We start from the raw sequence: 23,218 nt of genomic DNA on the forward strand, positions 1-23,218 counted from the left end.
GTCCACGGGCAATCCGACCACTGTCGAGCGGGGGTGGTGCCTGCCCCGAGTAGCGTCCCCACCATGAACGACGGACGCAGGCGCCGCAAAGCCAAGCAGATGCGCCGCGACGCCCAGCGGTCGACCGGGAAGGAACCCGGATCCCCTGCGGAGACACTGCTCGTCGACGAAGTGCACCGGGCGTTGGCCGGTCATCCGCTGGATCTTCTGGGGGTGGTGAGCATGCTCATCGAGGCGACCAAGCCCGCCCCGGCGGGCTGGCTGCCGCCGGACGAACAGCGGGAGTCCGTCGATCTGGCCCGGCTGCTCGACGGCTTCCTCCACACGCCGGCCCACGAGACGACCGCACTGCTGGCGGTGCTGGCCGAGGTTCTCGACGATCCGGAGCTGCGGACGCAGTGTCGCCGGGAGGTCGACGCACGCCGTGACACCGTGCCCCGGTGGCTGGCCGATCTGTCCGCCGTCGAGGTGTACCGGGCGGTCCGGGTGACCCACGCGCCGGGTGCCGATGAGGACGTGCTGATCGGGGCCAGGCTGGCAGACGGCGACGAACTGACGTGCGCCGTGTCGATCGACCGCGACGCCTCGGGAATGGTCAAAGACGCTTTCCTGGTACCTGATTCGATCGGCTCCGTGCTCCGTACCGCCGAGGAACGCAACACCGACCCGGACACCCGTTTCGCCGACATGGCCCTCGTCGATGCGCGGACGTGGCTCGAGCGCGGTCTGGCGCGGACACCGGTCGTCCTGGAGGTGTCAGACACGTGGCCGGCCTGCAGGCCGATCGTGCAGTGGTTGACCCGGCGGATCAGCTGACGTCGGACCGCTGAAACTCGCCGTCTTGATACATCTGGGCGCTGGTCACGCGGCGCACCTTGCCGCTGGTCGTCAACGGCAGCGCGCCGCGCGCGACCAGGACCGCGTCGGCCAGATGGACGTTGTGCTTTTGCGAAAGCACGGCACGCAGTTGCTGTTTGAGCGCGCCCAGTTGACTCGGGTCCATCTGGCTGCGCAGCTCGGCGATCACCACCAGCTTCTCGCCGACGCCGTCGGGGACCGACACCGCCGCGACCCGACCCCCGGTCAGCTCCTGCACGGTCGCCTCGATGTCGTCGGGATAGTGGTTGCGCCCGTCGATGATCAACAGATCCTTGGTGCGGCCGACGAGGAACAGCTCGTCGTCGAACATCACCCCGAGGTCACCGGTGCGCAGCCACGGTCCCTTCGGCGTGCCCGCCGACGGGTGGGCGAGGTGCCCGGCGAAATGCTGGGCGGTCAACTGCGGGTTGTGCCAGTAGCCGCCCGCCACCTGCGGCCCGTGCAGCCACACCTCGCCGATGGTCGCGGCCGGGTTCTCCGTGTACGTCTGGGGATCGACGATCCGCACCGTCGTCGACCGCGGCACGCCGAGGCCGATGTGCTCGGACCCCGACCCGTCCGCGCAGCGCTCGGCGTGTCCGATCGCCAGCTTCTCGTAGTCGAACCACACCGACGTCGGCGCCTGCCCGCCCGCCGACGAGGTGATGTACACCGTGGCCTCGGCCAGCCCGTACGAGGGCCGCATCGCCGACTCGGGCAGGCCGAGCGGGCCGAAACGCTCGTTGAAGCGGCGCACCGTGGCGCCGTGTACGCGCTCGGCGCCGTTGATCATCACTACCACCCCGCTCAGGTCAAGGACGGTGAGCTCGTCGTCCGTGGTCCGCTTCACCGCCAGGTCGTAGGCGAAGTTCGGCGCGGCAGTGAACGTGTGCGGGTACGCGGCCAGATGCCGGATCCAGCGCGCCGGCTTCTGCATGAACGCCACCGGGCTCATCAGCACCGTGGTGCGGCCCAGTCGCATGCCCAGGAACACCCCGGTCAGCAGACCCATGTCGTGGTAGAGCGGCAGCCACGTCACGATCGTCAGATCCGGCGGCGGCGCGTCGTACGCCTCGAAGTAGTCGGGGACGATCTGCTCCATGTTCTCGAAGATGTTCCGGTGGGTCACCACCACACCCGCGGGCCGACGGGTGGAACCGGACGTGTACTGGATGTAACCGGCCTTGGGCAGCGCGACGGGCGTCGGTCCGGCCGGGATGTCGAAGTCCAGAGCGTCGACCTCGACGAACTTCGGGGCCTGTCGGTTGGTCGCGGTCCCGTACCTGCGGATGTCCTCGATGACGTCGGACGTCGTCAGCACCGCGACCGGGGTGGCGTCCTCCATCACGCCCGCGATGCGCTCGTCGTGCCGGCGAAACATCGGCATCGACAGCGGGACCGCGATGAGGCCTGCCTGGATGGCGCCCAGAAACGCGACGATGTAGTCGAGGCTCTGCGGCGCCAGAATCACCGCCCGGTCCCCGGGGCGGCCGATGTTCGCCAGCTTGTCGGCCACGACGCCGACCCGCTCGTGCAGTTCGGACCAGGTTAGGTGTTCGGTGACTCCTGCGGGGTCGAAGTCGTAGTCGACGAACGTGTACGCGAGGTCGTCGGGCTGCTGCCGCGCGCGATCGGCTAATGCATCGGGAATCGAGACTGCAGTCGCTGACATCCGATAAACCCTCCATCGGAACGGTTGGCGGGATTGCCGGCATCGGTGCCCACCGTTTCGAAGCAGGGGCACAGGCGCCGAGTGTCGTCGCGCCTCGGGCTGGACGTGACCGCCCCCGAGTATGCGGACAAGTGCGCCACAGATCAGCGTTTTCACCGTTTTCGCAGTGCAACTACTTTTGTTGCTGCACAACGACTTATCTGTATCTGCACGTAAGCGCGCATAACCTCGCTGATTGACGTAGCTGTAAAAAATGGGGCGGGGGGCGACGGTCACGTCAACTTAATATCGACGAAATTGCGGTGCCACACTCGTGGCCTTCACTGAACGCGTCCGCAGCCCCCCGTCACGAGGACACCACCATGACGCTGGACGCCGTACCGACCTCCGCCAAGCCGCTGACGATCGTGCGCGGCGCCTGCCCCCACGACTGCCCCGACACCTGCGCGATGCTCTACCACGTCGAGGACGGCAAACTCGTTGACGTCAAAGGTGATCCGGACCATCCGATGACCCGCGGCGGGTTATGCGTCAAAGTCAAGAACTTCCACGAACACCACTACCAGTCTGACCGGCTCCTCTACCCGATGCGCCGGGTCGGCGCCAAGGGCGCCGGCGAGTTCGAGCGCATCAGCTGGGACGCGGCGCTCGCCGAGATCAAATCCCGTTGGACGTCGATCATCGACGAGTACGGCAGCCAGGCGATCATGCCGCACGCCTACCTCGGACACCAGGGCGTGCTCAACGGGCTGACCTCGGGGGACGCGTTCTTCAACCGGCTGGGCTCGACGGTCGCGGAGAAGACCTACTGCGAGTCCGGTTCGTCCACCGCCTGGCACATGACCGTCGGCGGCAGCGGCGGGCTGGACGTCGAATCGATGGCGTACTCGAAGTACATCATCGTCTGGGGCATGAACATGACCAGCACCAATCTGCACGGCTGGCCGTTCCTGTTGGAAGCCCGCAGGAACAACGGCGCCAAGATCGTCGTGATCGATCCGGTACTCAACCGCACTGCACGGCAGGCGGATTGGCACATCCCGATCCGGCCCGGCACCGACGGTGCGTTGGCGATGGGGATGATCCACGAGATCATCGCCCAGGGCCTCGCCGATACCGACTACATCGAGCGCTACACCGTCGGCTACGACGAACTCGCCGCTCGCGCCGCGAACTACCCGCCCGAACGCGTCGAGGAGATCACCGGCATCCCCGCCGGCGACGTCCGCAAGCTCGCCTACGAATACGCCACCAGCCAGCCGGCGGCCATCCGGCAGGGTGTCGCGCTGGAACGCAGCCGCGGTGGCGGACAGGCGATCCGGGCCATCACCTGTCTGCCCGCACTCGTCGGGGCGTGGCGGCATGTCGGCGGCGGCACGATGGAGATGCCGATCTGGGAGTTCCCCACCAAGTTCGACGCGATCTGCAAACCGGAGTGGATCCCCGAAGGCACCCGCGTCGTCAACGAACTCGACCTCGGCATGGCGCTCACCGGTGAGATGGAATTGGACCCACCGATCAAGTCGCTGTTCGTGTACAACTCCAATCCGGTCTCCCAAGGGCCCGCGCAGCAGAAGACCATGCGGGGGCTGATGCGCGATGACCTCTTCACCGTCGTCAGTGAGCATTTCATCACCGACACAGCCAAGTTCGCCGATCTGCTGCTCCCGGCCACCATGCAGGCCGAGCAACTCGACATCATGGTGACCTGGGGCCACCTGTACCTCTCGCTGAACCAGCCCGCGATCGAGCCACCCGGGGAGTGCGTGCCCAACGTGGAGCTGTTCCGGCGGCTGGCCAAGACGATGGGGTTCCAGGACGACTACTGGGACCGCACCGACCGGGAGATGCTGATCGACTTCCACGACTGGGATGCCCCGGCGCTGAACGGCATCACCTACGAGAAGCTCGAAGAGGTCGGCTGGATGCGGTTGAACGTCGGCACCCCCGACACCCGCGCCCCGCACGCCGAAGGGAACTTCCCGACGCCGTCGGGCAAGTGCGAGTTCAAATCCAGCCTCGCCGAAGGCGGAAACTTCGTCGTCCCCGTGTGGCGGTCGATGTACGAGGGGATGCAGCCCGGCGGCTATGTGGACCCGGTGCCGGACTACGTCCCGCCGTTCGAGTCTCCGCAGTCCAACCCCGAACTGGCGCAACGGTACCCGCTGTCGATCATCTCACCGAAACCGCACGCGTTCCTCAACAGCCAGTACGGCAACGCCGCGGACAAGCAGCAGATCCAAGGCGGTCAGCGGGTCTTCATCCACCCCGCCGACGCGGCCGAGCGCGGCATCGCCGAGGGCGAGGTGGTGCGCGTCTTCAACGACCGCGGCTCCTTCCAGGGGCCGGCGGCCTACGAGCCGGGACTGATGCCCGGCCTGGTGATGGCCAACGTCGGACACTGGCAGGGCAAGACGTCGGGCACCACGGTCAACGCGATCACCGCGGACCGGCACTGCGGCCTGGGCAACGCCGGCGTTTACGGCGACAACCTCGTCGAGGTCGAGAAGCTCGAGGAGCAGTCCGTCGCCGGCTGAGCGCTACGCCCGCGACACCACAGCCAGAACCTCGGCCAGCTCACGGTCGAAGTAGTACACCTGCTGCAGCGCGGTGAGCCGGGACAGCAGTTCATCCGGTAGGGCCGCGTGCGCGCGGGCAGCCGACTTCAGCGCGATGACCATCGCGTCGTTGTAGTCGCCGACCCCCAACCGCACGAACGCGGTGTTCCGTTCCTCCGGGGTCAGCCACGGCCGGCAGTGGTCCACCAGATCCCAAGCTGCGATGCCCAACTCGGAACTGTCCATACCGCCATCTTCGGTCACCGGGAGTCGCCGCGCTCGGCGAGGTGTCCGGACGTCGGGAAGCTTTTGTTACAGTGCCGGGCGAGATGTCGGGAATCCGGTGCGAATCCGGGACTGACGCGCAACGGTATGGGCCATTCGGGCTCGAGTCCGACCGCCGGCATTTCGGACCATGTCGGCTGGCTCCGCGAACGAGCCTGGCACCGAAGGAAATGCACCGTGCGCTCTGTTGCCGCGTTATTGATCCTGTTCTTCTCGTGCGTGGCATGCGCCCGCGACGACGGCCCGGCCCCCGCCCCCGCCACCGCCGGTACGGAACCGGGCCGCACGGTCTACCCGCTGACCCTGGACAACTGCGGGGTACAGGTCACCTTCGACGGGCCTCCGCAGCGCGCGGTGTCGCTCTACCAGGCCTCCACCGAGATCCTGCTGTCGCTGGGGCTGGCCGAGCGCATGGTCGGCACGTCGACCTGGTTCGATCCGGTCCTGCCGCAGCTGGCCGCAGGGAACGCGAAGGTCCCGAGGCTGGCCGACAACGACCCGTCGCTGGAGACCGTCCTCGACGCCGATCCCGACCTGGTGACCTCGGCCAGCGCGCACACCTTCACACCCGCCGTCGTCGCCGAGCGCAGCCGCTTCGCCGAGCTCGGCATCCCCACCTACCAGTCACCGTCGGTGTGCGTGGGCGCGGAGGTCAACGGCGAGCAGGTCACTCGCACCGAACCGCTGCGCATCGACACGCTGTTTCAGGAGATCACCGAGCTGGCGCAGATCTTCGACGTCCAGCAGCGCGGCGCGGACCTGGTCGCCGAGTTGCAGCAGCGGCTGGACACGGTGCTCCAGGAGGACAGCGACGGGCCACAGCCGACCGTGGCGTTCTGGTTCTCCGGTGTGAAGACGCCCTACATGGCCGGATGCTGTTCGGCGCCGGGCATGTACGCCGAGATCGTGGACGCCGCCAACGTGTTCGCCGACGCCCGCGAGGACTGGCCCGAGGTGAGCTGGGAGGCGGTCGCCGACCGCGACCCCGACGTGTTGGTGCTGGCCGATCTGAGCCGCCAACGCATCGAAGGCGACTCGTTGGCCACCAAGAAGGAGTTCCTGCAGAGCAACCCCGTGACCCGCAGCATGACCGCGGTGCGGGAGCAGCGCTACGTGGTGCTCACCGGATCCGAGCTGGATCCGGGGATCCGGGAGGTCGACGCCGTCGAGAAGCTGGCCGCCGGACTGGACCAGCGCCGATGAAGCGCGCACTCGTGGCGGTGGCGGCGATGCTGGTCGCCGCGGGCTGCAGCACAGCGGACACTCCGGCTGCCGGCACCGCCGAGGCCGCCGACTACCCCCGCACCGTGCACAACTGCGGTCGCGATGTCGTCGTCGACGCGCCGCCGCAGCGCGCGGTGTCACTCAACCAGAGCTCCACCGAGATCCTGCTGTCACTGGGGTTGGCCGACCGCCTGGCCGGCACCGCCACCTGGACGGACCCGGTACGGGAGAACCTGGCCGCCGACAACGCGACGGTGCCGCGCCTCGCCGACAACAAGCCGTCGCTGGAGACGGTGCTCGACGTCGACCCCGACCTGGTCACCGCGTCGTTCGTCGGCACGCTGGGCGCGGGCGGGGTGGCCGAACGCGACGAGCTGGAGAACCTCGGAGTGCCCACCTACATGTCGCCGAGCGACTGTGAGGGCAAGGTCGTCACCGGCGAGGACGGAGAGCGGTCCACCCCGCTGACCATGGACCTGATCTACCGCGAAATCACGGACCTGGCCGAGATTTTCGATGTCCGCGAGCGCGGCGACCAGCTGGTCGACGAGCTGCGGCAACGTCTCGACGCTGTCACCCCGGTCGCGTCCGGCGTCGACGCCGCGTTCTGGTTCTCCGACACCCGCACGCCGTACATGGCCGGCTGCTGCGGCTCGCCGGGGGTGATCGCCGCCCACACCGGGCTGCGCAACGTGTTCGACGACACCCGGCAAGAGTGGCCACAGGTCAGCTGGGAGACCGTCGCCGACCGCGACCCCGACGTGCTGGTGCTCGCCGACCTGAGCCGGCGCACCATCGACGGCGACGCGCTGGACTCGAAAATCGCTTTCCTGGAATCCAACCCGGTGACCAGCCAGCTCAGCGCGGTACGCGGACGGCGGTACCTGGTGGTCAACGGCGCCGACCTGAACCCGTCGATCCGCACCGTCGACGGTGTGGAGAAGGTCGCCGCGGGCTTGAACCGGTTCGGTTTCCCGGCCGCGAGGTGAGGACCCGGCCGTGGCTGTTGCCGGCGCTGTGGGTGTCCGCCGGGGTGCTGCTGGTCCTGTCGGGCGCGGTCGCGATCACCATCGGGCCGGCGGCGATCTCGGTCTCCGATGTCTACGCGGTCGTCGTCCATCATCTGGGCGGCCTCGCCTCCGGGGTGTCGCGGCTGCAGGACGGCATCGTCTGGCAGCTGCGGCTGCCGCGTGCCGTGCTGGCCGCGCTCTGCGGGGCCGGGCTGGCACTGTGCGGGGCGATTCTGCAGTCGCTGCTGCGTAACCCGCTGGCCGACCCGTTCGTGCTGGGCGTGTCGTCCGGAGCGTCCACCGGGGCGGTGCTGGTCGCCGTGCTCGGGGTCGGCGGCGGCGCGCTGACCCTGTCCGGCGGCGCCTTCATCGGCGCGGTGGTGTCGTTCGGGTTGGTGCTGTCGCTGGCCCATTTCGCCGGCGGCGGCACCGACCGGGTGGTGCTCGCCGGGGTGGCAGGCACCCAATTATTCTCAGCCCTGACCTCTTTCGTGGTGTTGTCCTCGGCGAACGCCGAACAGACCCGCGGGGTGCTGTTCTGGCTACTGGGCTCGCTGTCCGGGGCGACCTGGACGGATGTGCGGCTCTGTGCGGTGGTGATCGGATTCGGTCTGGTGTGCTGCCTGCTGCTGGCGCCGACGATGGACGCGTTCGCGTTCGGCCAGGACGCCGCGGCCACGCTCGGAGTGTCGGTGCAGCGCACCCGCGCGGTGCTGCTGGTGCTCACCGCGCTGATGACCGCAACGGTCGTCGCCGCCGCGGGAGCGATCGGCTTCGTCGGACTGGTCCTGCCGCACGCGGCCAGGTTCCTGGTCGGGCCGGGGCACGCCCGCCTGCTGCCGACCGTCGCGCTGCTGGGCGCGATCTTCATGGTGTGGGTGGATGCGGTGGCCCGCACCGTGTTCGCGCCGCAGGAGCTGCCCACCGGTGTCGTCACCGCGCTGGTGGGGGTGCCGGCGTTCGCGTTGATCCTGTTCCGCCGGCGACGTGTCCCGTCATGACACTGCGCGCAGTCGAGGTGACCTGGACACGGTCGGGCAAGGTGGTGCTCGACGCCGTCACCGTCGACCCCCGGCCGGGATCGGTGGTCGGTCTGCTGGGTCCCAACGGATCCGGGAAGTCCTCCCTGCTGCGGATCATGGCCGGGCTCGACACCCCGGATTCCGGCCGGGTCGAGCTGCACGGCCGACCGATCACCGGTGTGCGGCGCAGGGAGGTGGCCCGCAGCGTCGCGATGGTCGGACAGCACGCCGACACCGAACTCGACATCTGTGTCGAAGACGTGGTGCGGCTGGGCCGGTTGCCGCACCGGTCGCTGTTCGGCGCGGACCCCGACGCGGACCTCGCAGTAGGTGACGCGCTGGCCGCGACAGGGCTGTCAGATATGCGGGAGCGCTTCTGGCACAGCCTTTCCGGTGGGGAACGGCAACGCGCGCAGATCGCCCGCGCGCTGGCCCAACGGCCGACCGAGCTGCTGCTCGACGAACCGACCAATCACCTCGACATCGCCCACCAGCTGGAAATCCTGTCTCTGGTAGGGCGATTGGACGTCACCGCGGTGATCGCGCTGCACGACCTGAACCTGGCCGCGATGTTCTGCGACGAGCTCGTGGTGCTCACCGGTGGCCGGGTCGTCGCATCGGGCACCCCCGGCGACGTGCTGACCGAGGAACTGATCGCGACGGTGTACGGGGTCGGCTGCCGGATCGGGACAGACCGCGGGCGGCCGTTCATCCGGTTCGAACGCCCGCATTCCGCGGCGGCCACCGACCGGTCACCCGGCGTTCCTCCAGCGACCTCCCTGCCCGATCAGGCAGGCCATGGCCGCTAGCGGCAGGCGGTGTTGCCGGCGCCGGCAATGGCCAGGAATGTGATGGTGGCCGGTTCCAGGCGGACCTCACCGGCCTCGATCGGGGCACCGGCCGGCTGCGGCAGTGAATCGTCGGGGCCGAGCTCGAGCACCGTGCCGTTGAGCGCGACAGTCATGGAGTCGAGCGGATCGGCGGACAAGGTGTAGCGCTGGGCAACCTGCGGCAGGGTCAGCTGGTGCGACGTGTCGCGGTCGGTGTTGATCGCCAGCACTGTCACGCCGCCGGGGGTGTCACGTTGGCAGTGGGCGTAGACCCGCAGGCCACTATCGGCAGGCACCCCGGAATCGAGCACGGTGACGCCCATCAGTCTGCGCCACAGCAACGCCGCCCAATAGGTGGGTTTCGGGGTGAAATCGTTTTCGTCGACTAGTGCGTAGTCGCTGGATTCCAGCGTGTTGTGCATGACCACCTGAACCCCTTCGCGGGCCAGCAGACCCAACTGGTCCACATACCGGAAGCTGTCTAAAAACGTTCCCGCCCAGGGATTGCCGCCGCAGGCGGCGTCGGCCACCTCGGTCAGCCACATCGGCTTCCCGGGCTCGAAGAGGTCCCGCAGGCCGGCATAGAAGGCCCGGGTTTCGTTGGTCCGGTTCAGGAACTCCGCCGAGAGTGCTTCGTCGCGCGTGGTCTGCGGCAGACCCGCCGACGCACAGCGCTGCGATCCGGCGTTGTAGTGGTGGTAGGAGAATCCGTCGACACCCGGGCCCGCGGCCGCCAGCATGTCCTCGCTGGTGATCATCCCGGCAGCGGCGAAAAGGTCACCGAGATTCGCGCCGGCCGCGCCCCACGACGCGGGTGCTTCACCGACGGAACCTGGGCCCAGGATGGTCGTACCCGGGCTCGCTTGTTCGACGAAGGCCTTGAACAGCTTGAAATCTCGGCCGTAGGCGGCCGCGTCATAATTCCTGGGCGCCCCACCCATCGCAGCCGCGTTCGGCTCGTTCATGAACTCCGCAGCGGCGATCTCACCACCGACCGAGCGGGTGTAATCCAACCAGCGTCGCGCCAGCTCGGGTGTCCACGTTCCGGAGGCATCGCGCGCGCCGGGGCTGATCGCGAACGACGAGACGACCTTGGCGTCGACGCCGTCGGCGAACTCGATTACCCCGCGCCACTGGTCACGGGTCAGCACGCCGTTGAAGCCTTCGGGCGGTGCGACCGGCGGGTTGTCGGTGTCGGCGAAATAGGTGGAGTTGGCCCACGTTCCGCTGACCCGGACATACGCGGGCCCCAACGCTTCGGCCAGTACCCGTAACCGGGGGTTGCTCAGGTCTCGCGGCGGGCGGTACTCGAACAGGTCGGGATTCATGCCCGCAGGTGCATCCGCCGCGGCGGAGGAGGCGTTGGCTGCGGCGCCATAGGGTTTCCAGAACTCCGCACCGGTCACCGCGGCCATTTCGATGTTGTACGACTGAAAACGCTCGTCCACGGTGCCGATCCGCGGCATGCTCGATACGTCCATGCCATCCCCTGTCTGGGCTGTCCGGCGCCTGCCGTGCCGCCCACTTATCGCCAACGTAATCGCGCGGACCGGCGGGGGAGGCGATCGGTGGCTAGTGCAACCGTCTGTCGAGAATCTCCAGGTAGGCGGCCAGTGTGTCGTCAGGCAGCGGGGTGTTGTGCGCGGCGGCGATCAGCACGCCGACGATCGCCCCGGCGATCACCCGGCGCTCCATCTCGCCAGACGGTGTGTCGGGACGCTTGGTCAGACCCTCGGCGATGAGGTCGATCAGCCGGACGTACTCGGTGTAGATCAGCCCCCTGGCCTCCGGGACCGCGTACATCATCCGCTCGCCGGCGACCACGTCGTCGCGCTCCTCCTGTGACAGGCCCGAGTACACCGTGACGACGGCATGTCGGTAGGCCGCCACCACCGACAGTTCGGGCGGCGCGTCGACGAAGGCGCGGACGATCGGGGAGATCTTGTCGTCGGAGAGGAGCAACTTCTCCTTCACCCCGAAGTAGCGGTAGAAGGTGCGCGGCGAAATGTCGGCGGCCTCGGCGATCTGCTCGACCGTGGTGTTGGCATAGCCCTGCGCTTCGAACAGGCGGAAAGCCTCCCGGCGGATGGTCAGCCGGGTGCGGACCTTCTTGCGCGCTCGCAAACTCTGGGTGGGGTCCTGCGCTGACACCGGGTCGCCCTCCTCCCATCGATTGCATCCTCGCCGAGATGGGTCGAGATCAGATCTTCCCACCGTGTCCTGGGCTGCTGCCGCGAAATGCGACCGGCGTCATCCGACTAGTTCCCTCAGTCACGATGTGCGGCTCTGAGCGGGAGCTCAGGCCATTCGGGCGTCGAGAATGGCCAGCGCTTTCGACAACGCCTCATGGGGTAGCGGGGTGTTGTGCGACACCGCGATCAGCACACCGACGATCGCGCCGGCCAGCACACGTCGCTCGACGTCGTCGGCTTCGCCGCCGAGCCGGTCCCGCAGCACCTCGACGAGCGAGTCGATCAGCGCGATGTACTCGGCGTAGATGAGCCCACGCGCTTCGGGGACCTGATAGAGCAGCTGCTGTCCGGTCAGTGCGGCGTCACGCTGGTCAGCGGAGAGATTCCCGAACACCTCGTCGACGGCGTGCCGGTAGGCGGCGACGACGGTGAGCTCACGGGGCGCGTCGGCAAACGCCGCCACGATCGGCGCACTGTGGTCGTCGTTGACCAGCAGTGCCTCTTTGACACCGAAGTACCGGTAGAAGGTCCGCGGGGAAACGTCGGCCGCCGCGGCGATCTGCTCGATTGTCGTGTTCGCATAACCCTGTGCCTCGAACAATCGGAACGCCTGTTGGCGAATCGCCAGACGTGTCAGTGCCTTCTTGCGTTCTCGAAGGCTGCTGGCACGATCAGGTGCTGACACCTGACAAGTTTCCCTTATCAAACACCATTCGCAAAAAGCGGCAGTAATCCAATCGAGTGCATCGCGCAATTCGAAGACCCTGGAAAGTGCGACGAGCCAATACAACTGACTTGCCGCGCAACTGACGGTTCGACGGCTTCAGTGCACGATCTGCCGGCGTGCGCGGGCCAGAAACCTTCTCAGGCTTGTCGGCGGTCGCCCGGTGAGGTCGGCCACCGCGGTGGTGACGAAGTCCTGCTCGCCGGCGCGGATGCGTCCGTCCAGCGCGGCCAGCGCCGCGGCGTACTCGGCGGGATAGCCGGCCCCGGTGAGACGGGCCCCGAGTTCGACGGTGCTCAGATCGACGTGGCGCACCGGCTCCCCGATCGCCTCGGCCGCCAGCTCGGCGGCCTCCGGATAGGACAGTGCCTCCGGCCCCGTCAGCAACAGTTCCCCGCCCGCGTGCTGGGGACGGATCAGCGCCTGCACCGCGACGGCGGCGATGTCGGCCGCGTCGATGAACCCCAGCCGGCCGTCTCCGGTCGCGGTGAGCACCTCCCGGGACCGGCGGATTCCGTCGGCCAGCGGATGGTCGCCGACGAAAATCTGCATGAACCACGACGGCCGCAGCGCGGTGTACTCGGGGAGGAGCCGGGCGCCGAGGTCGTGGATCTCACCGAGCACCGGGTCGCCCCGCTCGACCGCCGACGAGCTCAACTGCACGACGCGGCGCACCCCCGCGGCCGCGGCCGACTCCAGCAACGGCCGCACCATGGGCAGTGGATCCGCCACGCCTACCGGCGCGACCAGGTAGATCGCGCCGACACCGGCCAGCTCGACCGCGTCGTCGACAGCGTGCTGCACGCCCTGGCTCAGCCCTGACGGTCTGACAGGTCTGACCGCGGGACAGCAAGTGTTCTGCGCCACAGGGTTTTCCGGATGTCGCGGGGATGCGAGTAGGGTGCCCATCGCGGGGGACGCCCGGCATCGTCCGGTGGTGTGACCCGATCGCGCTTCGAGTGCGCGCCCCGCACCCCACTTTTCGCGCAACGGTGCGCGGCTGATCGTGCCCGCGTCACGCGAAGGGACCTACCGATGGAGACGGCGGCGAAACCGACACCGCAACAGGAGCAGTCTGTGCTGGCCGCGCTGCGTTCCCCGCGCAGGCTGCGCACCGAGGTGCTCGCCGGCCTGGTCGTCGCGCTCGCGCTGATCCCCGAGGCGATCTCGTTCTCCATCATCGCCGGCGTCGATCCCCGCGTCGGCCTGTTCGCGTCGTTCACGATGGCGGTCACCATCGCGATCGTCGGCGGCCGACCGGCGATGATCTCGGCGGCCACCGGAGCTGTCGCGCTGGTGGTGGCCCCGCTGGTGAGCAGCCACGGCCTGGATTACCTGATCGCCGCGGTGATCCTCGGCGGCGTGCTGCAGGTGGTCCTCGGCGGTCTCGGGGTGGCGAGGCTGATGCGGTTCGTGCCCCGCAGTGTCATGGTCGGCTTCGTCAACGCGCTGGCCATCTTGATCTTCATGTCCCAGGTGCCGCATCTCGTCGGTGTGCCGTGGCTGGTCTATCCGATGGTCGCGGTCGGCGTCCTGCTCATCGCCGTGCTGCCGAAACTGACCACCGCGGTGCCTGCCCCGCTGGTGGCGATCCTGCTGCTGACCGTGGCCGCCGTCGGGTTCGGCTGGTCGGTGCCCGACGTCGGCGACGAAGGCCAACTCCCGTCCAGCCTGCCGTCGCTGCTTATCCCCGATGTGCCGCTGACCGTGGACACGTTGCGGGTGATCGCGCCCTACGCGTTGGCGGTTGCCCTGGTCGGGCTGCTGGAATCGTTGATGACGGCCAAGCTGGTCGACGACATCACCGACACCCACTCGGACAAGTCACGCGAGGCGGCCGGGCAGGGCGTGGCCAATATCGTCACCGGATTCTTCGGCGGCATGGGTGGGTGCGCGATGATCGGGCAGACGATGATCAACGTCAAGGTCAGCGGCGCCCGCACCCGGATCTCCACTTTCCTGGCAGGGGTTTTCCTGCTCGGCCTGGTCGTCGGATTGGGCGATCTGGTCGCGCAGATCCCGATGGCGGCGCTCGTCGCCGTGATGATCATGGTGTCGGTGGCCACCCTGGACTGGCACAGCATCCACCCGAAAACGTTGCGCCGCATGCCCAAGAGCGAGACCTTCGTGATGATCTCGACGGTCGCCGTCACCGTGGCGACCCACAATCTGGCCTACGGCGTGGCCGTCGGGACACTGGCGGCGATGGTGCTGTTCGCTCGCCGCGTCGCGCATTTCACCGAAGTCGTCCCCGTCGACAGCGCTGACGAGGACACCCGCGTCTATGTCGTGACCGGCGAGCTGTTCTTCGCCTCCAGCAACGACATGGTCTACCAGTTCGACTATGCGGGCGACCCCGACAACATCGTCATCGACATGAGCAACGCCCACATCTGGGATGCGTCCACCGTCGCCACCCTCGACGCGATCACCACGAAATACGCCGCGAAGGGCAAGTCGGTCACCATCATCGGGATGAACGACCCCAGCGCCGAGCGGCACGCACGGCTCAGCGGCCGGCTCACCGGTGAGTGAGCATCCGCAGGGTTGGACTACGCGGCGCTACACCGCGTCGACGTCGCGCACCGCGCCCTTGTCCGCCGACAGCGCCAGCGCGGCGTAGGCGCGCAGCGCCGCCGACACCACGCGCTGCCGGTCACGCGGCTTGTAGCCGCCCGCGACCTCCAGTGCGGCCCGGCGGCGGTCCAGTTCGGCGTCGGGCACGTCGACCTGGATCGTCCGGTGCGGGATGTCGATCGTGATCAGGTCGCCGTCCTCGACCAGCGCGATGATCCCGCCGGCCGCCGCCTCGGGGGAGACGTGGCCGATCGACAGCCCCGAGGATCCGCCGGAGAATCGGCCGTCGGTCACCAGCGCGCACACTTTGCCCAGCCCGCGGGCCTTCAGATACGAGGTCGGGTAGAGCATCTCCTGCATCCCCGGGCCGCCCTTGGGTCCCTCATAACGCACCACCACGACGTCGCCGGGCTGCACCCGTCCGGACAGGATCGCGTCGACCGCGTCCTCCTGGGACTCCACCACCAGCGCCGGGCCGGAGAACTTCAGGATCGACTCGTCCACACCGGCGGTCTTGACGATGCAGCCGTCGACCGACAGGTTGCCGCGCAGCACCGCCAGCCCGCCGTCCTCCGAATACGCGTGCCGCACATCGCGGATGCAGCCCTGCGCGGCGTCGGTGTCGAGTGAGTCCCACCGCTCCGACTGCGAGAACGCCGACGCCGACCGCACGCAGCCCGGCGCGGCGTGAAACATCTCGACAGCTTCCGGACTGGCCTGACCGCCGCGGATGTCCCAGCGGCGCAACCACTCCGCCAGCGACTGCGAGTGCACCGAGTGCACGGTCTCGTGCAGGTGCCCGCCCCGCCACAGTTCGCCGAGAATCGCCGGGATGCCTCCGGCGCGGTGCACGTCCTCCATCAGGTAGTGCCCGTTGGGCGCCACCTTGCACAGGCACGGCACCGCCCGACTGCGCTTCTCGATGTCTTCGAGCGTGTAGTCCAGTTCGGCCTCGCGCGCGGCGGCCAGCAGGTGGAGGATCGTGTTCGTCGACCCGCCCATCGCGATGTCCATCGCCATCGCGTTGTCGAACGCCTCACGGGTGGCGATCGCCCGCGGCAACACGCTGGTGTCGTCCTCGTCGTAGTAGCGCCGGCACAGGTCCATCACGGTGGCACCGGCGTTCTCGTACAGCGCGCGCCGTGCGGTGTGGGTGGCCAGCACCGACCCGTTGCCCGGCAGCGCCAGCCCGAGCGCCTCGGTCAGGCAGTTCATCGAGTTCGCGGTGAACATGCCCGAGCAGGAGCCGCAGGTCGGGCATGCCGACTCCTCGATGCGCGCCAGATCCGGGTCGGACACCTCGGTGCTGACCGCGTCGGCGATTGCGGAGACCAGGTTCAGCCGGGTGCGCACGGTGCCGTCCACCAGCACTGCGGTGCCGCCCTCCATCGGGCCGCCGGACACGAACACCGTCGGGATGTTCAGCCGCAGCGCAGCCATCAACATCCCGGGAGTGATCTTGTCGCAGTTGGAGATACACACCAGCGCGTCGGCGCAGTGCGCGTTGACCATGTACTCGACCGAGTCGGCGATCAGCTCACGCGAGGGCAGCGAGTACAGCATGCCGCCGTGGCCCATCGCGATGCCGTCGTCGACGGCGATGGTGTTGAACTCGCGCGGCACCCCGCCCGCGGCCTTGATCGCGTCGGAGACGATGCGGCCCACCGGCTGCAGATGGGTGTGGCCGGGCACGAACTCGGTGAAGCTGTTGGCGACCGCGACGATCGGCTTGCCGATGTCGGCGCCGTCCACTCCCGCGGCGCGCAGCAGCGCGCGCGCCCCCGCCATGTTGCGTCCGTGGGTGACCGTGCGGGACCTCAGCTCCATGGCCTCCACGCTGGGCCGTCGGCGGGTACCGGGGAAGACGGCGCTGATACTGGTATCGCCACCACCACCCTCGCCTACCCTCGGAAGTTGTGGACAGACGCGCGCAGCAACGGCTCGCCCTCGGCGAGTTCCTGCGCGCGCGGCGCCGCGCCGTCGTGAGGGCCGACGTCGGCCTGCCGGAGCTGCCACGGTCGCGCACCAGCGGACTGCGCCGCGAAGAGGTCGCGGTCCGGGCCGGGGTCAGTGTCACCTGGTACACCTGGCTGGAGCAGGGCCGCGACATCAACCCGTCCAAGCAGGTGCTCGACGCGGTCGCGCGTGCGCTGGGGCTCTCGGCCGCCGAGTACGAGTACGTGCTGGCGCTCGGCGGATACACCGTGGACCCCGCGATCTCCGAGGGCCCGCTGCCACCCCAGATCCAACGGTTCCTCGACGCGCTGGACGGCTATCCGGCGTTCGCGATCACCCCGGACTGGGGCATCGCCGCGTGGAACACGGCCTACGCGGCGCTGTACCCGAACATCGAGAAGGTACCGGCGGCCGACCGCAACCTGTTGTGGCTGGTGTTCATGGACCCGTACATCCGAGAACTGCTGCCCGACTGGGACTCCGACAGCCGGCGCTTTCTCGCCGAGTTCCGCGCCGACGCCGGACCGAGGGTGGGGGAGCCGTCCTACACCGCGCTGGTCGCCCGACTGTCCGAGAGCAGTGCGCATTTCGCCGCAGCCTGGCAGGCGGCCAACATCGAACGCTTCACCTCGCGCGAGCGGCTGTTCCACCACCCGGTGGCCGGGGAACTGCGCCTCGAACACCACCAGGTCGCACCCGTCGACGTGCCCGACATCCAGATCGTCGCCTACCTTCCGGTGCCGGGAACGGATGCGGCGCAACGACTTCGCGCGATGAAGGGTTAGCGCACCACGATCGTGTGCTCGCCTCGCGCGACCAGCTCGCCGATCACCGGCGCTCCCGGGATCTCGCCGGCGATCAGCAGCCCACCCGAGGTCTGGGCGTCAGCCAGCAGCAGCGCCTCGTCCTCGCCGACGGCGGACAGGTCGACGTGCGGGGACACCCAGTCCAGGTTGCGGCGGGTGCCGCCGCTGACGTACCCGTCGCGCAACGCTTCCCGGGCGCCGTCGAGGTAGGGGACCGCCGCCGCGTCGAGCACCGCCGTCACGCCGCTGGCGCGGGCCAGCTTGTGCAGATGCCCGAGCAGCCCGAAACCGGTGACGTCCGTGGCGCATTCGACGCCGGCCAGCAGCGCGGCCTCGGACGCTTCGGCGTTGAGGGTGGTCATCGCCTCGATCGCGTGGGCGAACCGCTCACCGGTGTTCTTGTGCCTGCTGTTGAGGACCCCGATGCCCAGCGGCTTGGTCAGCGACAGCGGGATGCCCGGCTTGCCTGCGTCGTTGCGCAGCAGCCGGTTCGGGTCGGCGATGCCCGTGACGGCCAGCCCGTACTTCGGTTCGGGGTCGTCGACGCTGTGCCCGCCCGCGAGGTGACAACCCGCCGCGGCGCAGACGTCCATGCCGCCGCGCAGCGTCTCGGCGGCCAACTCGAACGGCAGCACGTCGCGCGGCCAGCCGAGCAGGTTCACCGCGACCACCGGCCGTCCGCCCATCGCATACACGTCCGACAGCGCATTGGCGGCCGCGATACGGCCCCAGTCGTAGGCGTCGTCGACGACCGGGGTGAAGAAGTCCGTCGTCGCGATCAGCGCGGTGCCGTCTGAGATCCGCACCGCCGCCGCGTCGTCGCCGTCGTCGAGTCCGACCAACAGTTCGCCCAGCGGGTTCTGCGGTGTCGCGGCGGTCAGCCCCCGCACCACGTCTTCGAGTTCGCCGGGCGGGATCTTGCAGGCACATCCGCCGCCGTGGGCGAACTGGGTGAGGCGGAAATTCGCTGCGGAAGTCATGGCAACCATGCTGCCCTGTCATGATGGACGGATGGGTCAGGGAGGCGTTTTCGGTCTGGTGACCGGCACGATCTTCAAAATCGCTGAGCGGCAGATGCTGTCGCTGGCGGGTTCGATTCCCGTCCGCCTCCGCCATATCTCCCGTGAATCGGGCGCGCAATGCGACACGCAGGGTGCACCAACGCGCCGAAATCGCTATGGGCGGTGACCCACGGCGGCGGGTGCCGCGGACCGACGCGCTGCTGGCCGACCCGCGCCTGGCCGACGCCGAACACCGACTGGGCCGCACGCTGGTCAAGCGCGTGATCGCCGCCGCGCAGCAGCGGGCCAGGGACGGCGACATCGCCCCCGAGGATGTCGCCGACCACGCCGTGGCCGCACTGCCCGCCGGTGCCACCACCCTGAAAGCCGTCATCAACGCCACCGGCGTGGTGGTGCACACCAACCTCGGGCGGGCGCCGCTGTCGCAGGCCGCCATCGACGCGATCGTCACCGCCGCCGGCGCCACCGACGTCGAGTTCGACCTCGAGACGGGCCGGCGCGCCCGCCGGGGCCGCGGCGCGCTCACGGCGCTGGCCGCCGCCGTGCCGACCGCCCAAGGCGTGCACGTGGTGAACAACAACGCCGCCGCGCTGCTGCTGGCCGCGATGACGCTGGCACCCGGCAAGGAGATGATCGTCAGCCGCGGCGAGCTGATCGAGATCGGCGACGGCTTCCGGCTGCCCGCGCTGATGGAGTCCGCAGGCGCCCGCATCCGCGAGGTCGGCACCACCAACCGCACCCACCTGCGCGACTACGTCGACGCGATCGGCCCCGACACCGGGTTCGTGCTCAAGGTCCACCCGTCGAACTACCTGGTCAGCGGGTTCACCTCGGGAGTCTCGGTGCGCGAGCTGGGAGAGCTGGACACAAGGCTGGTCGTCGACATCGGCTCCGGGCTGCTCGCCCCGCACCCGCTGTTGCCCGACGAGCCCGACGCCACCACGGTGCTCGCCGACGGCGCCGACGTGGTCACCGCCAGCGGCGACAAGCTGCTCGGCGGCCCGCAGGCCGGTCTGCTGTTCGGCTCCGCCGAGGTGATCGAGCGGTTGCGCCGCCATCCCGCGGCGCGGGCGCTGCGGGTGGACAAGCTGACGCTGGCCGCACTGGAAGCCACGCTGGTAGGGCCACCGACCCCGGTCGCGCAGGCCCTCGACGCCGACGTCGGCGCGCTGCGGGCTCGCGCCGAGACGCTGGCCGCCGCGCTGCCCGACGCCGAGGCCGTCGCCTGTGTCGCCGCGGTCGGCGGTGGTGGCGCGCCCGGTGTCGAGTTGCCGAGCTTCGCGGTGAGCCTGCCCGAGCGGTACGCCGTGGCGTTGCGCGTCGGGGATCCCGCGGTGGTGGGCCGGCTGGAGAACGGCCGCTGCCTGCTCGACCTGCGCACGGTCGCGCCGGCGGACGACCAGCGGCTGCTGGAGGCCGTGCGGGCGTGTTCGTAGTCGCGACTGCCGGACACGTCGATCACGGCAAATCCACACTGGTGCAACGGCTTACCGGGAGGTGGCCGGACCGGCTGGCCGAGGAGCAGCGCCGCGGACTGACCATCGACCTGGGTTTCGCGTGGACGACGATCGGGGGACGGGAGATCGCGTTCGTGGACGTGCCGGGCCACGAGCGGTTCGTCGCGAACATGCTGGCCGGTGTCGGCCCGGTGCCCGCGGTGCTGATCGTGGTGGCCGCGACCGAGGGCTGGATGCCGCAGACCGACGAGCACATCGCCGCGCTGCGGGCCCTCGGTGTCGAGCATGTGCTGGTCGTCATCAGCAAGGCCGACCTCGCCGACCCGGCCCCGGCTGTCGCCGAGGTGCGGCAGCGGCTGCCCGAGGCGCCGGTGGTGCTCGGCACCGACCTGGACGCCGTCCGCACGCACCTCGCCGCGCTGGTCGATGCACTGCCGCCACCAGATCGCGACGCCGACGTCCGGCTGTGGGTGGACCGCGCGTTCACCGTGCGCGGCGCGGGCACCGTCGTCACCGGAACGCTGGCCGCGGGCACCCTGCGCGTCGGTGACGAGCTCGAGCACGCCGCCGGCGCGTCACCGTGCGGGGACTGCAGTCGTTGGAGCGGGACCGCACCGAGGTGGGCGCGGTGGCTCGGGTCGCGGTGAATCTGCGCGGGATGGACCGCCGCGACATCACCCGCGGCGACGCCCTGCGCACACCGGGGGCTTTCCTGGACACCGCCGAGATCGACGTCGCGTTGCGGGCGGCCGGGAAACTGCACGAGCAGTTGGTGCTGCACGTCGGGTCGGCGGCCGTGCCGGTGCGGGTCCGCCCGCTCGGCGACACCGTGGCGCGGCTACGCCTGACCCGTCCCCTGCCGCTGCGCATCGGGGACGTCGGGCTGTTGCGCGACCCCGGCGAACACCGCATCGCCGCCGGTGTGGACGTGCTCGACGTGCGGCCACCGGCGCTGCGTCGCCGCGGCGCGGCCCGTGCGCGGGCCGCCGAGCTCGCCACCGGACGGGTGGCCGCGCCGGTGTGCGCCCGGGCAGAAGAGTTGCGGGCCATGGGTTTCGACGCGTCCGGCCGCCGGGTCGGCGAATGGGTGGTCGACGAACAGTGGTGGGCGCAGCGGCGTCAACAAATGGTGACGGCCGTGGCACGGTGGTCGGCTGCCCACGACATCGCGGCCGGCGTCCCGATGGAAGAGCTGCGCCGCGAGATCGGCCTGCCCGCTGTCGAATTGCTGGCGCCGCTGGTGGCAGGCACCGGGCTGGAGCTGGCCGACGGACGGGTGCGTCGACCCGGCGGGCAGCTGCCCGACCGAGTCGACGAGGCGGTCCGGGCGATCGAGGAGCGGCTGGCGGTCGAACCGTTCCGCGCGCCGGACGCCGACGAACTCGCCGAACTGAAGCTGGGCACCAAAGAACTCGGTGCCGCGATCCGGGCCGGCCGGCTGACCAGGATCACCGACGGCGTGGTGCTGGGCCCCGAGGTCTACCGACGTGCCGCCGACGTGCTGAGGACGCTGCCGCAGCCCTTCACCGCCGCCGAGGCCAAGCGCGCGCTGAACACCACCCGCCGGGTCGCGATACCGCTGCTGGAAGGCCTTGACGCGCAACGGATCACCCGGCGCGAGGAAGACGGCACCCGGGTGCTCGTCGACGACACTCACTGAGCGGTGTCGGGCCGCTCCCGGTCCTTGCGGGAGGCGCGCAGCGAACCGGGGTGGGCCTTGGCCGTCGGATCCTTTCGCGTCTTGATCAGGCTGGCGACGGTGACGATCGCGAGGATTCCGATGATGACGACCAGGCTCAGATAGGTGTTGATCTCGGGGATGCTGGGGTTGATGTCGACATGCGCCCAGTGCAGGATCAGCTTCACACCGATGAACGCCAGGATGATCGACAAGCCCGTCGACAGGTACACCAGACGGTCCAACAGGCCCTTGACCAGGAAGAACAGCGCGCGGAGCCCGAGCAGCGCGAACGCGTTCGCGGTGAACACGATGTACGGCTCGCTGGTGACGCCGAACACTGCCGGGATCGAGTCGAGTGCGAACAGCAGGTCGACGCTGCCGATCGCGATCAGTACCGCCAGCAGCGGGGTGGCCATGCGCCGGCCTTCGCGGCGGGTCAGCAGCTTGCCGCCGTCGTACTCGTCGCTGATCGGCAGGATCCTGCGGGTCGCCCGGATCATGATGTTGTTCTCGACGTCGGGATCCTCGTCGCGGTGGCGGAACAACTGGATCGCGGTGTAGATCAGCAGCACGCCGAACAACAGGAACATGAACGAGAACATCGACAGCAGTGTCGCGCCGACCGCGATGAAGATCGCGCGCATGATCAGCGCCAGGATGATGCCGAACGTCAGCACCTTGTGCTGGTGCTCCTCGGGCACCGCGAAGGTCGCCATGATGATCACGAACACGAACAGGTTGTCGACCGACAGGCTCTTCTCCACGATGTAGCCGGCGAAGTACTGCGTGCCGAAGTCCCCGCCGTAGGCCATCGCGAACCACACGCCGAAGCAGACGGCCACCAGGATGTAGAACACCGACCAGGCGGTGGCCTCCTTGAAGCCGACCCGGTGCGGTCGCAGCGCGGCCAGAATCAGATCCGCCGCGAGCAGTGCGACGATCAACGCGATGGTCAGACCCCACGTCACCGCGCTGATGTCGAGCATGTCCGTGTGACTCCCTATCTGTCGGCCGGTTCGGCATCGTTCCGATGGCGGGTCAGGCGCACGCGGCCCTCGGTCCTTTGTACCTGCGGCTCTCAGGTGCTCGTGTCCGTCGCGCGGTAGATAGTCCGCTGAGCGGGTATGCCCAGCGAAACCCGAGGAGGATTCCCGTGACCCAGCCCGACCATGCGGAGAACACCGGCGACAATCTGCGCCGTGCAGCCGAAGTCCAGCAGCAGGCCCGCGACGGGAGCGCCGACGCCGACGCGATGAACGAACAGAGCGCACCGGTGGAGGGCCTGCCGGATTTCAACACCTAGGCCAGGTTGGATGTGTCCTTGCCGGGTATTCCGCGCCGACA

Annotated in this window: 19 protein-coding genes, 1 tRNA gene, 1 pseudogene and 1 riboswitch; of the genes and pseudogenes, 12 read left to right on the top strand and 9 right to left on the bottom strand. The window is 69.1% G+C overall.

Annotation, left to right across the window (positions count from 1 at the left end; all coding sequences use genetic code 11):
* Positions 1-63 precede the first annotated feature (63 nt).
* Positions 64-816, top strand: a complete 753-nt coding sequence (locus C6A87_RS04695; protein ID WP_311116206.1) for a hypothetical protein — start codon at positions 64-66, stop codon at positions 814-816.
* On the opposite strand, the gene C6A87_RS04700 is transcribed toward C6A87_RS04695, so the two are convergent.
* Positions 809-2,530, bottom strand: coding sequence for a fatty-acid--AMP ligase (locus C6A87_RS04700; protein WP_311116207.1), 1,722 nt, complete (start codon positions 2,528-2,530; stop codon positions 809-811). The genes C6A87_RS04695 and C6A87_RS04700 overlap by 8 nt on opposite strands.
* A 362-nt stretch (positions 2,531-2,892) precedes the next feature.
* Between C6A87_RS04700 and C6A87_RS04705 the strand changes: the two genes are divergently transcribed.
* Entirely contained in the window at positions 2,893-5,067 is a 2,175-nt protein-coding gene (locus C6A87_RS04705) for a molybdopterin-dependent oxidoreductase (protein WP_311116208.1), read from the top strand.
* Positions 5,068-5,070: 3 nt separating this feature from the next.
* Here the strand turns inward: C6A87_RS04705 and C6A87_RS04710 are convergent, their stop codons facing one another.
* A complete protein-coding gene (locus tag C6A87_RS04710) occupies positions 5,071-5,334 on the bottom strand; it encodes a hypothetical protein (RefSeq protein WP_311116209.1) in 264 nt (87 codons plus the stop codon).
* Positions 5,335-5,392: 58 nt separating this feature from the next.
* Positions 5,393-5,508, top strand: a riboswitch (cobalamin riboswitch).
* 42 nt (positions 5,509-5,550) lie between these two features.
* On the opposite strand from C6A87_RS04710, the gene C6A87_RS04715 reads away from it, so the two are divergent.
* The 4 genes from C6A87_RS04715 to C6A87_RS04730 are packed head-to-tail and all read left to right on the top strand — an operon-like array spanning position 5,551 to position 9,438.
* The gene (locus C6A87_RS04715) at positions 5,551-6,576 is read left to right on the top strand and encodes an ABC transporter substrate-binding protein (RefSeq protein WP_311116210.1); all 1,026 of its coding nucleotides are present in this window, start codon (positions 5,551-5,553) and stop codon (positions 6,574-6,576) included.
* Positions 6,573-7,586, top strand: coding sequence for an ABC transporter substrate-binding protein (locus C6A87_RS04720; RefSeq protein ID WP_311116211.1), 1,014 nt, complete (start codon positions 6,573-6,575; stop codon positions 7,584-7,586). Before C6A87_RS04715 ends, C6A87_RS04720 begins: the two co-directional genes overlap by 4 nt.
* Positions 7,583-8,608 (top strand): iron chelate uptake ABC transporter family permease subunit, encoded by a 1,026-nt coding sequence (locus C6A87_RS04725; RefSeq protein ID WP_311116212.1) that lies wholly within the window; start codon positions 7,583-7,585, stop codon positions 8,606-8,608. The genes C6A87_RS04720 and C6A87_RS04725 overlap by 4 nt, the downstream gene beginning before the upstream one ends.
* Positions 8,605-9,438, top strand: a complete 834-nt coding sequence (locus C6A87_RS04730) for an ABC transporter ATP-binding protein (protein ID WP_311116213.1) — start codon at positions 8,605-8,607, stop codon at positions 9,436-9,438. The genes C6A87_RS04725 and C6A87_RS04730 overlap by 4 nt, the downstream gene beginning before the upstream one ends.
* On the opposite strand, the gene C6A87_RS04735 is transcribed toward C6A87_RS04730, so the two are convergent.
* The 4 genes from C6A87_RS04735 to C6A87_RS04750 form a co-directional block, all read right to left on the bottom strand.
* Positions 9,435-10,940 carry a hypothetical protein gene (locus C6A87_RS04735; protein ID WP_311116214.1) on the bottom strand — a complete coding sequence of 502 codons (1,506 nt, stop codon included), beginning with the start codon at positions 10,938-10,940 and terminating at the stop codon, positions 9,435-9,437. The genes C6A87_RS04730 and C6A87_RS04735 overlap by 4 nt on opposite strands.
* A gap of 91 nt (positions 10,941-11,031) precedes the next feature.
* Entirely contained in the window at positions 11,032-11,610 is a 579-nt protein-coding gene (locus C6A87_RS04740; protein WP_311116215.1) for a TetR family transcriptional regulator, read from the bottom strand.
* Positions 11,611-11,757: 147 nt separating this feature from the next.
* Positions 11,758-12,336, bottom strand: coding sequence for a TetR family transcriptional regulator (locus C6A87_RS04745; RefSeq protein WP_311116216.1), 579 nt, complete (start codon positions 12,334-12,336; stop codon positions 11,758-11,760).
* Between the two features lie 138 nt (positions 12,337-12,474).
* Positions 12,475-13,179, bottom strand: coding sequence for an ergot alkaloid biosynthesis protein (locus tag C6A87_RS04750; RefSeq protein ID WP_311116217.1), 705 nt, complete (start codon positions 13,177-13,179; stop codon positions 12,475-12,477).
* 231 nt (positions 13,180-13,410) lie between these two features.
* Here C6A87_RS04750 and C6A87_RS04755 point away from each other — a divergent pair, with 231 nt between their 5' ends.
* Positions 13,411-14,910, top strand: coding sequence for a SulP family inorganic anion transporter (locus C6A87_RS04755; RefSeq protein ID WP_311116218.1), 1,500 nt, complete (start codon positions 13,411-13,413; stop codon positions 14,908-14,910).
* 27 nt (positions 14,911-14,937) lie between these two features.
* On the opposite strand, the gene ilvD is transcribed toward C6A87_RS04755, so the two are convergent.
* Positions 14,938-16,779, bottom strand: a complete 1,842-nt coding sequence (ilvD, locus tag C6A87_RS04760) for a dihydroxy-acid dehydratase (protein ID WP_311116219.1) — start codon at positions 16,777-16,779, stop codon at positions 14,938-14,940.
* Positions 16,780-16,868: 89 nt separating this feature from the next.
* On the opposite strand from ilvD, the gene C6A87_RS04765 reads away from it, so the two are divergent.
* Positions 16,869-17,693 carry a helix-turn-helix transcriptional regulator gene (locus C6A87_RS04765; RefSeq protein WP_311116220.1) on the top strand — a complete coding sequence of 275 codons (825 nt, stop codon included), beginning with the start codon at positions 16,869-16,871 and terminating at the stop codon, positions 17,691-17,693.
* Here the strand turns inward: C6A87_RS04765 and selD are convergent.
* Complete coding sequence (gene selD, locus C6A87_RS04770) at positions 17,690-18,694, bottom strand: selenide, water dikinase SelD (protein WP_311116221.1); 1,005 nt, start codon at positions 18,692-18,694, stop codon at positions 17,690-17,692. The genes C6A87_RS04765 and selD overlap by 4 nt on opposite strands.
* Positions 18,695-18,734: 40 nt before the next feature.
* Here selD and C6A87_RS04775 point away from each other — a divergent pair.
* The 3 genes and pseudogenes from C6A87_RS04775 (at position 18,735) to C6A87_RS04785 (ending at position 21,853) form a co-directional block, all read left to right on the top strand.
* A tRNA-Sec gene (locus C6A87_RS04775) sits at positions 18,735-18,829 on the top strand.
* 62 nt (positions 18,830-18,891) lie between these two features.
* Positions 18,892-20,172, top strand: a complete 1,281-nt coding sequence (gene selA, locus C6A87_RS04780) for an L-seryl-tRNA(Sec) selenium transferase (protein WP_311116222.1) — start codon at positions 18,892-18,894, stop codon at positions 20,170-20,172.
* A pseudogene (locus C6A87_RS04785) lies at positions 20,163-21,853 on the top strand (SelB C-terminal domain-containing protein). The gene selA and the pseudogene C6A87_RS04785 overlap by 10 nt, the downstream one beginning before the upstream one ends.
* Here the strand turns inward: C6A87_RS04785 and C6A87_RS04790 are convergent.
* Entirely contained in the window at positions 21,847-22,860 is a 1,014-nt protein-coding gene (locus C6A87_RS04790) for a TerC family protein (RefSeq protein ID WP_311116223.1), read from the bottom strand. The pseudogene C6A87_RS04785 and the gene C6A87_RS04790 sit on opposite strands and share 7 nt — an antisense overlap.
* A 167-nt stretch (positions 22,861-23,027) precedes the next feature.
* Here C6A87_RS04790 and C6A87_RS04795 point away from each other — a divergent pair, with 167 nt between their 5' ends.
* Positions 23,028-23,177 carry a hypothetical protein gene (locus C6A87_RS04795; protein WP_311116224.1) on the top strand — a complete coding sequence of 50 codons (150 nt, stop codon included), beginning with the start codon at positions 23,028-23,030 and terminating at the stop codon, positions 23,175-23,177.
* Positions 23,178-23,218 lie beyond the last annotated feature (41 nt).

The sequence above is a fragment of the Mycobacterium sp. ITM-2016-00317 genome, from assembly GCF_002968295.1.
In the GTDB taxonomy this organism is placed as follows: domain Bacteria; phylum Actinomycetota; class Actinomycetes; order Mycobacteriales; family Mycobacteriaceae; genus Mycobacterium.

Bases quoted from the DNA above. Each gene is read 5' to 3' on its own strand.
- selD (WP_311116221.1), bottom strand. From the start codon at position 18,694: ATGACTTCCGCAGCGAATTTCCGCCTCACCCAGTTCGCCCACGGCGGC.
- ilvD (WP_311116219.1), bottom strand. From the start codon at position 16,779: ATGGAGCTGAGGTCCCGCACGGTCACCCACGGACGCAACATGGCGGGG.
- C6A87_RS04705 (WP_311116208.1), top strand. From the start codon at position 2,893: ATGACGCTGGACGCCGTACCGACCTCCGCCAAGCCGCTGACGATCGTG.
- C6A87_RS04710 (WP_311116209.1), bottom strand. From the start codon at position 5,334: ATGGACAGTTCCGAGTTGGGCATCGCAGCTTGGGATCTGGTGGACCAC.
- C6A87_RS04790 (WP_311116223.1), bottom strand. From the start codon at position 22,860: ATGCTCGACATCAGCGCGGTGACGTGGGGTCTGACCATCGCGTTGATC.
- C6A87_RS04755 (WP_311116218.1), top strand. From the start codon at position 13,411: ATGGAGACGGCGGCGAAACCGACACCGCAACAGGAGCAGTCTGTGCTG.
- C6A87_RS04700 (WP_311116207.1), bottom strand. From the start codon at position 2,530: ATGTCAGCGACTGCAGTCTCGATTCCCGATGCATTAGCCGATCGCGCG.
- selA (WP_311116222.1), top strand. From the start codon at position 18,892: ATGGGCGGTGACCCACGGCGGCGGGTGCCGCGGACCGACGCGCTGCTG.
- C6A87_RS04720 (WP_311116211.1), top strand. From the start codon at position 6,573: ATGAAGCGCGCACTCGTGGCGGTGGCGGCGATGCTGGTCGCCGCGGGC.
- C6A87_RS04730 (WP_311116213.1), top strand. From the start codon at position 8,605: ATGACACTGCGCGCAGTCGAGGTGACCTGGACACGGTCGGGCAAGGTG.
- C6A87_RS04735 (WP_311116214.1), bottom strand. From the start codon at position 10,940: ATGGACGTATCGAGCATGCCGCGGATCGGCACCGTGGACGAGCGTTTT.
- C6A87_RS04695 (WP_311116206.1), top strand. From the start codon at position 64: ATGAACGACGGACGCAGGCGCCGCAAAGCCAAGCAGATGCGCCGCGAC.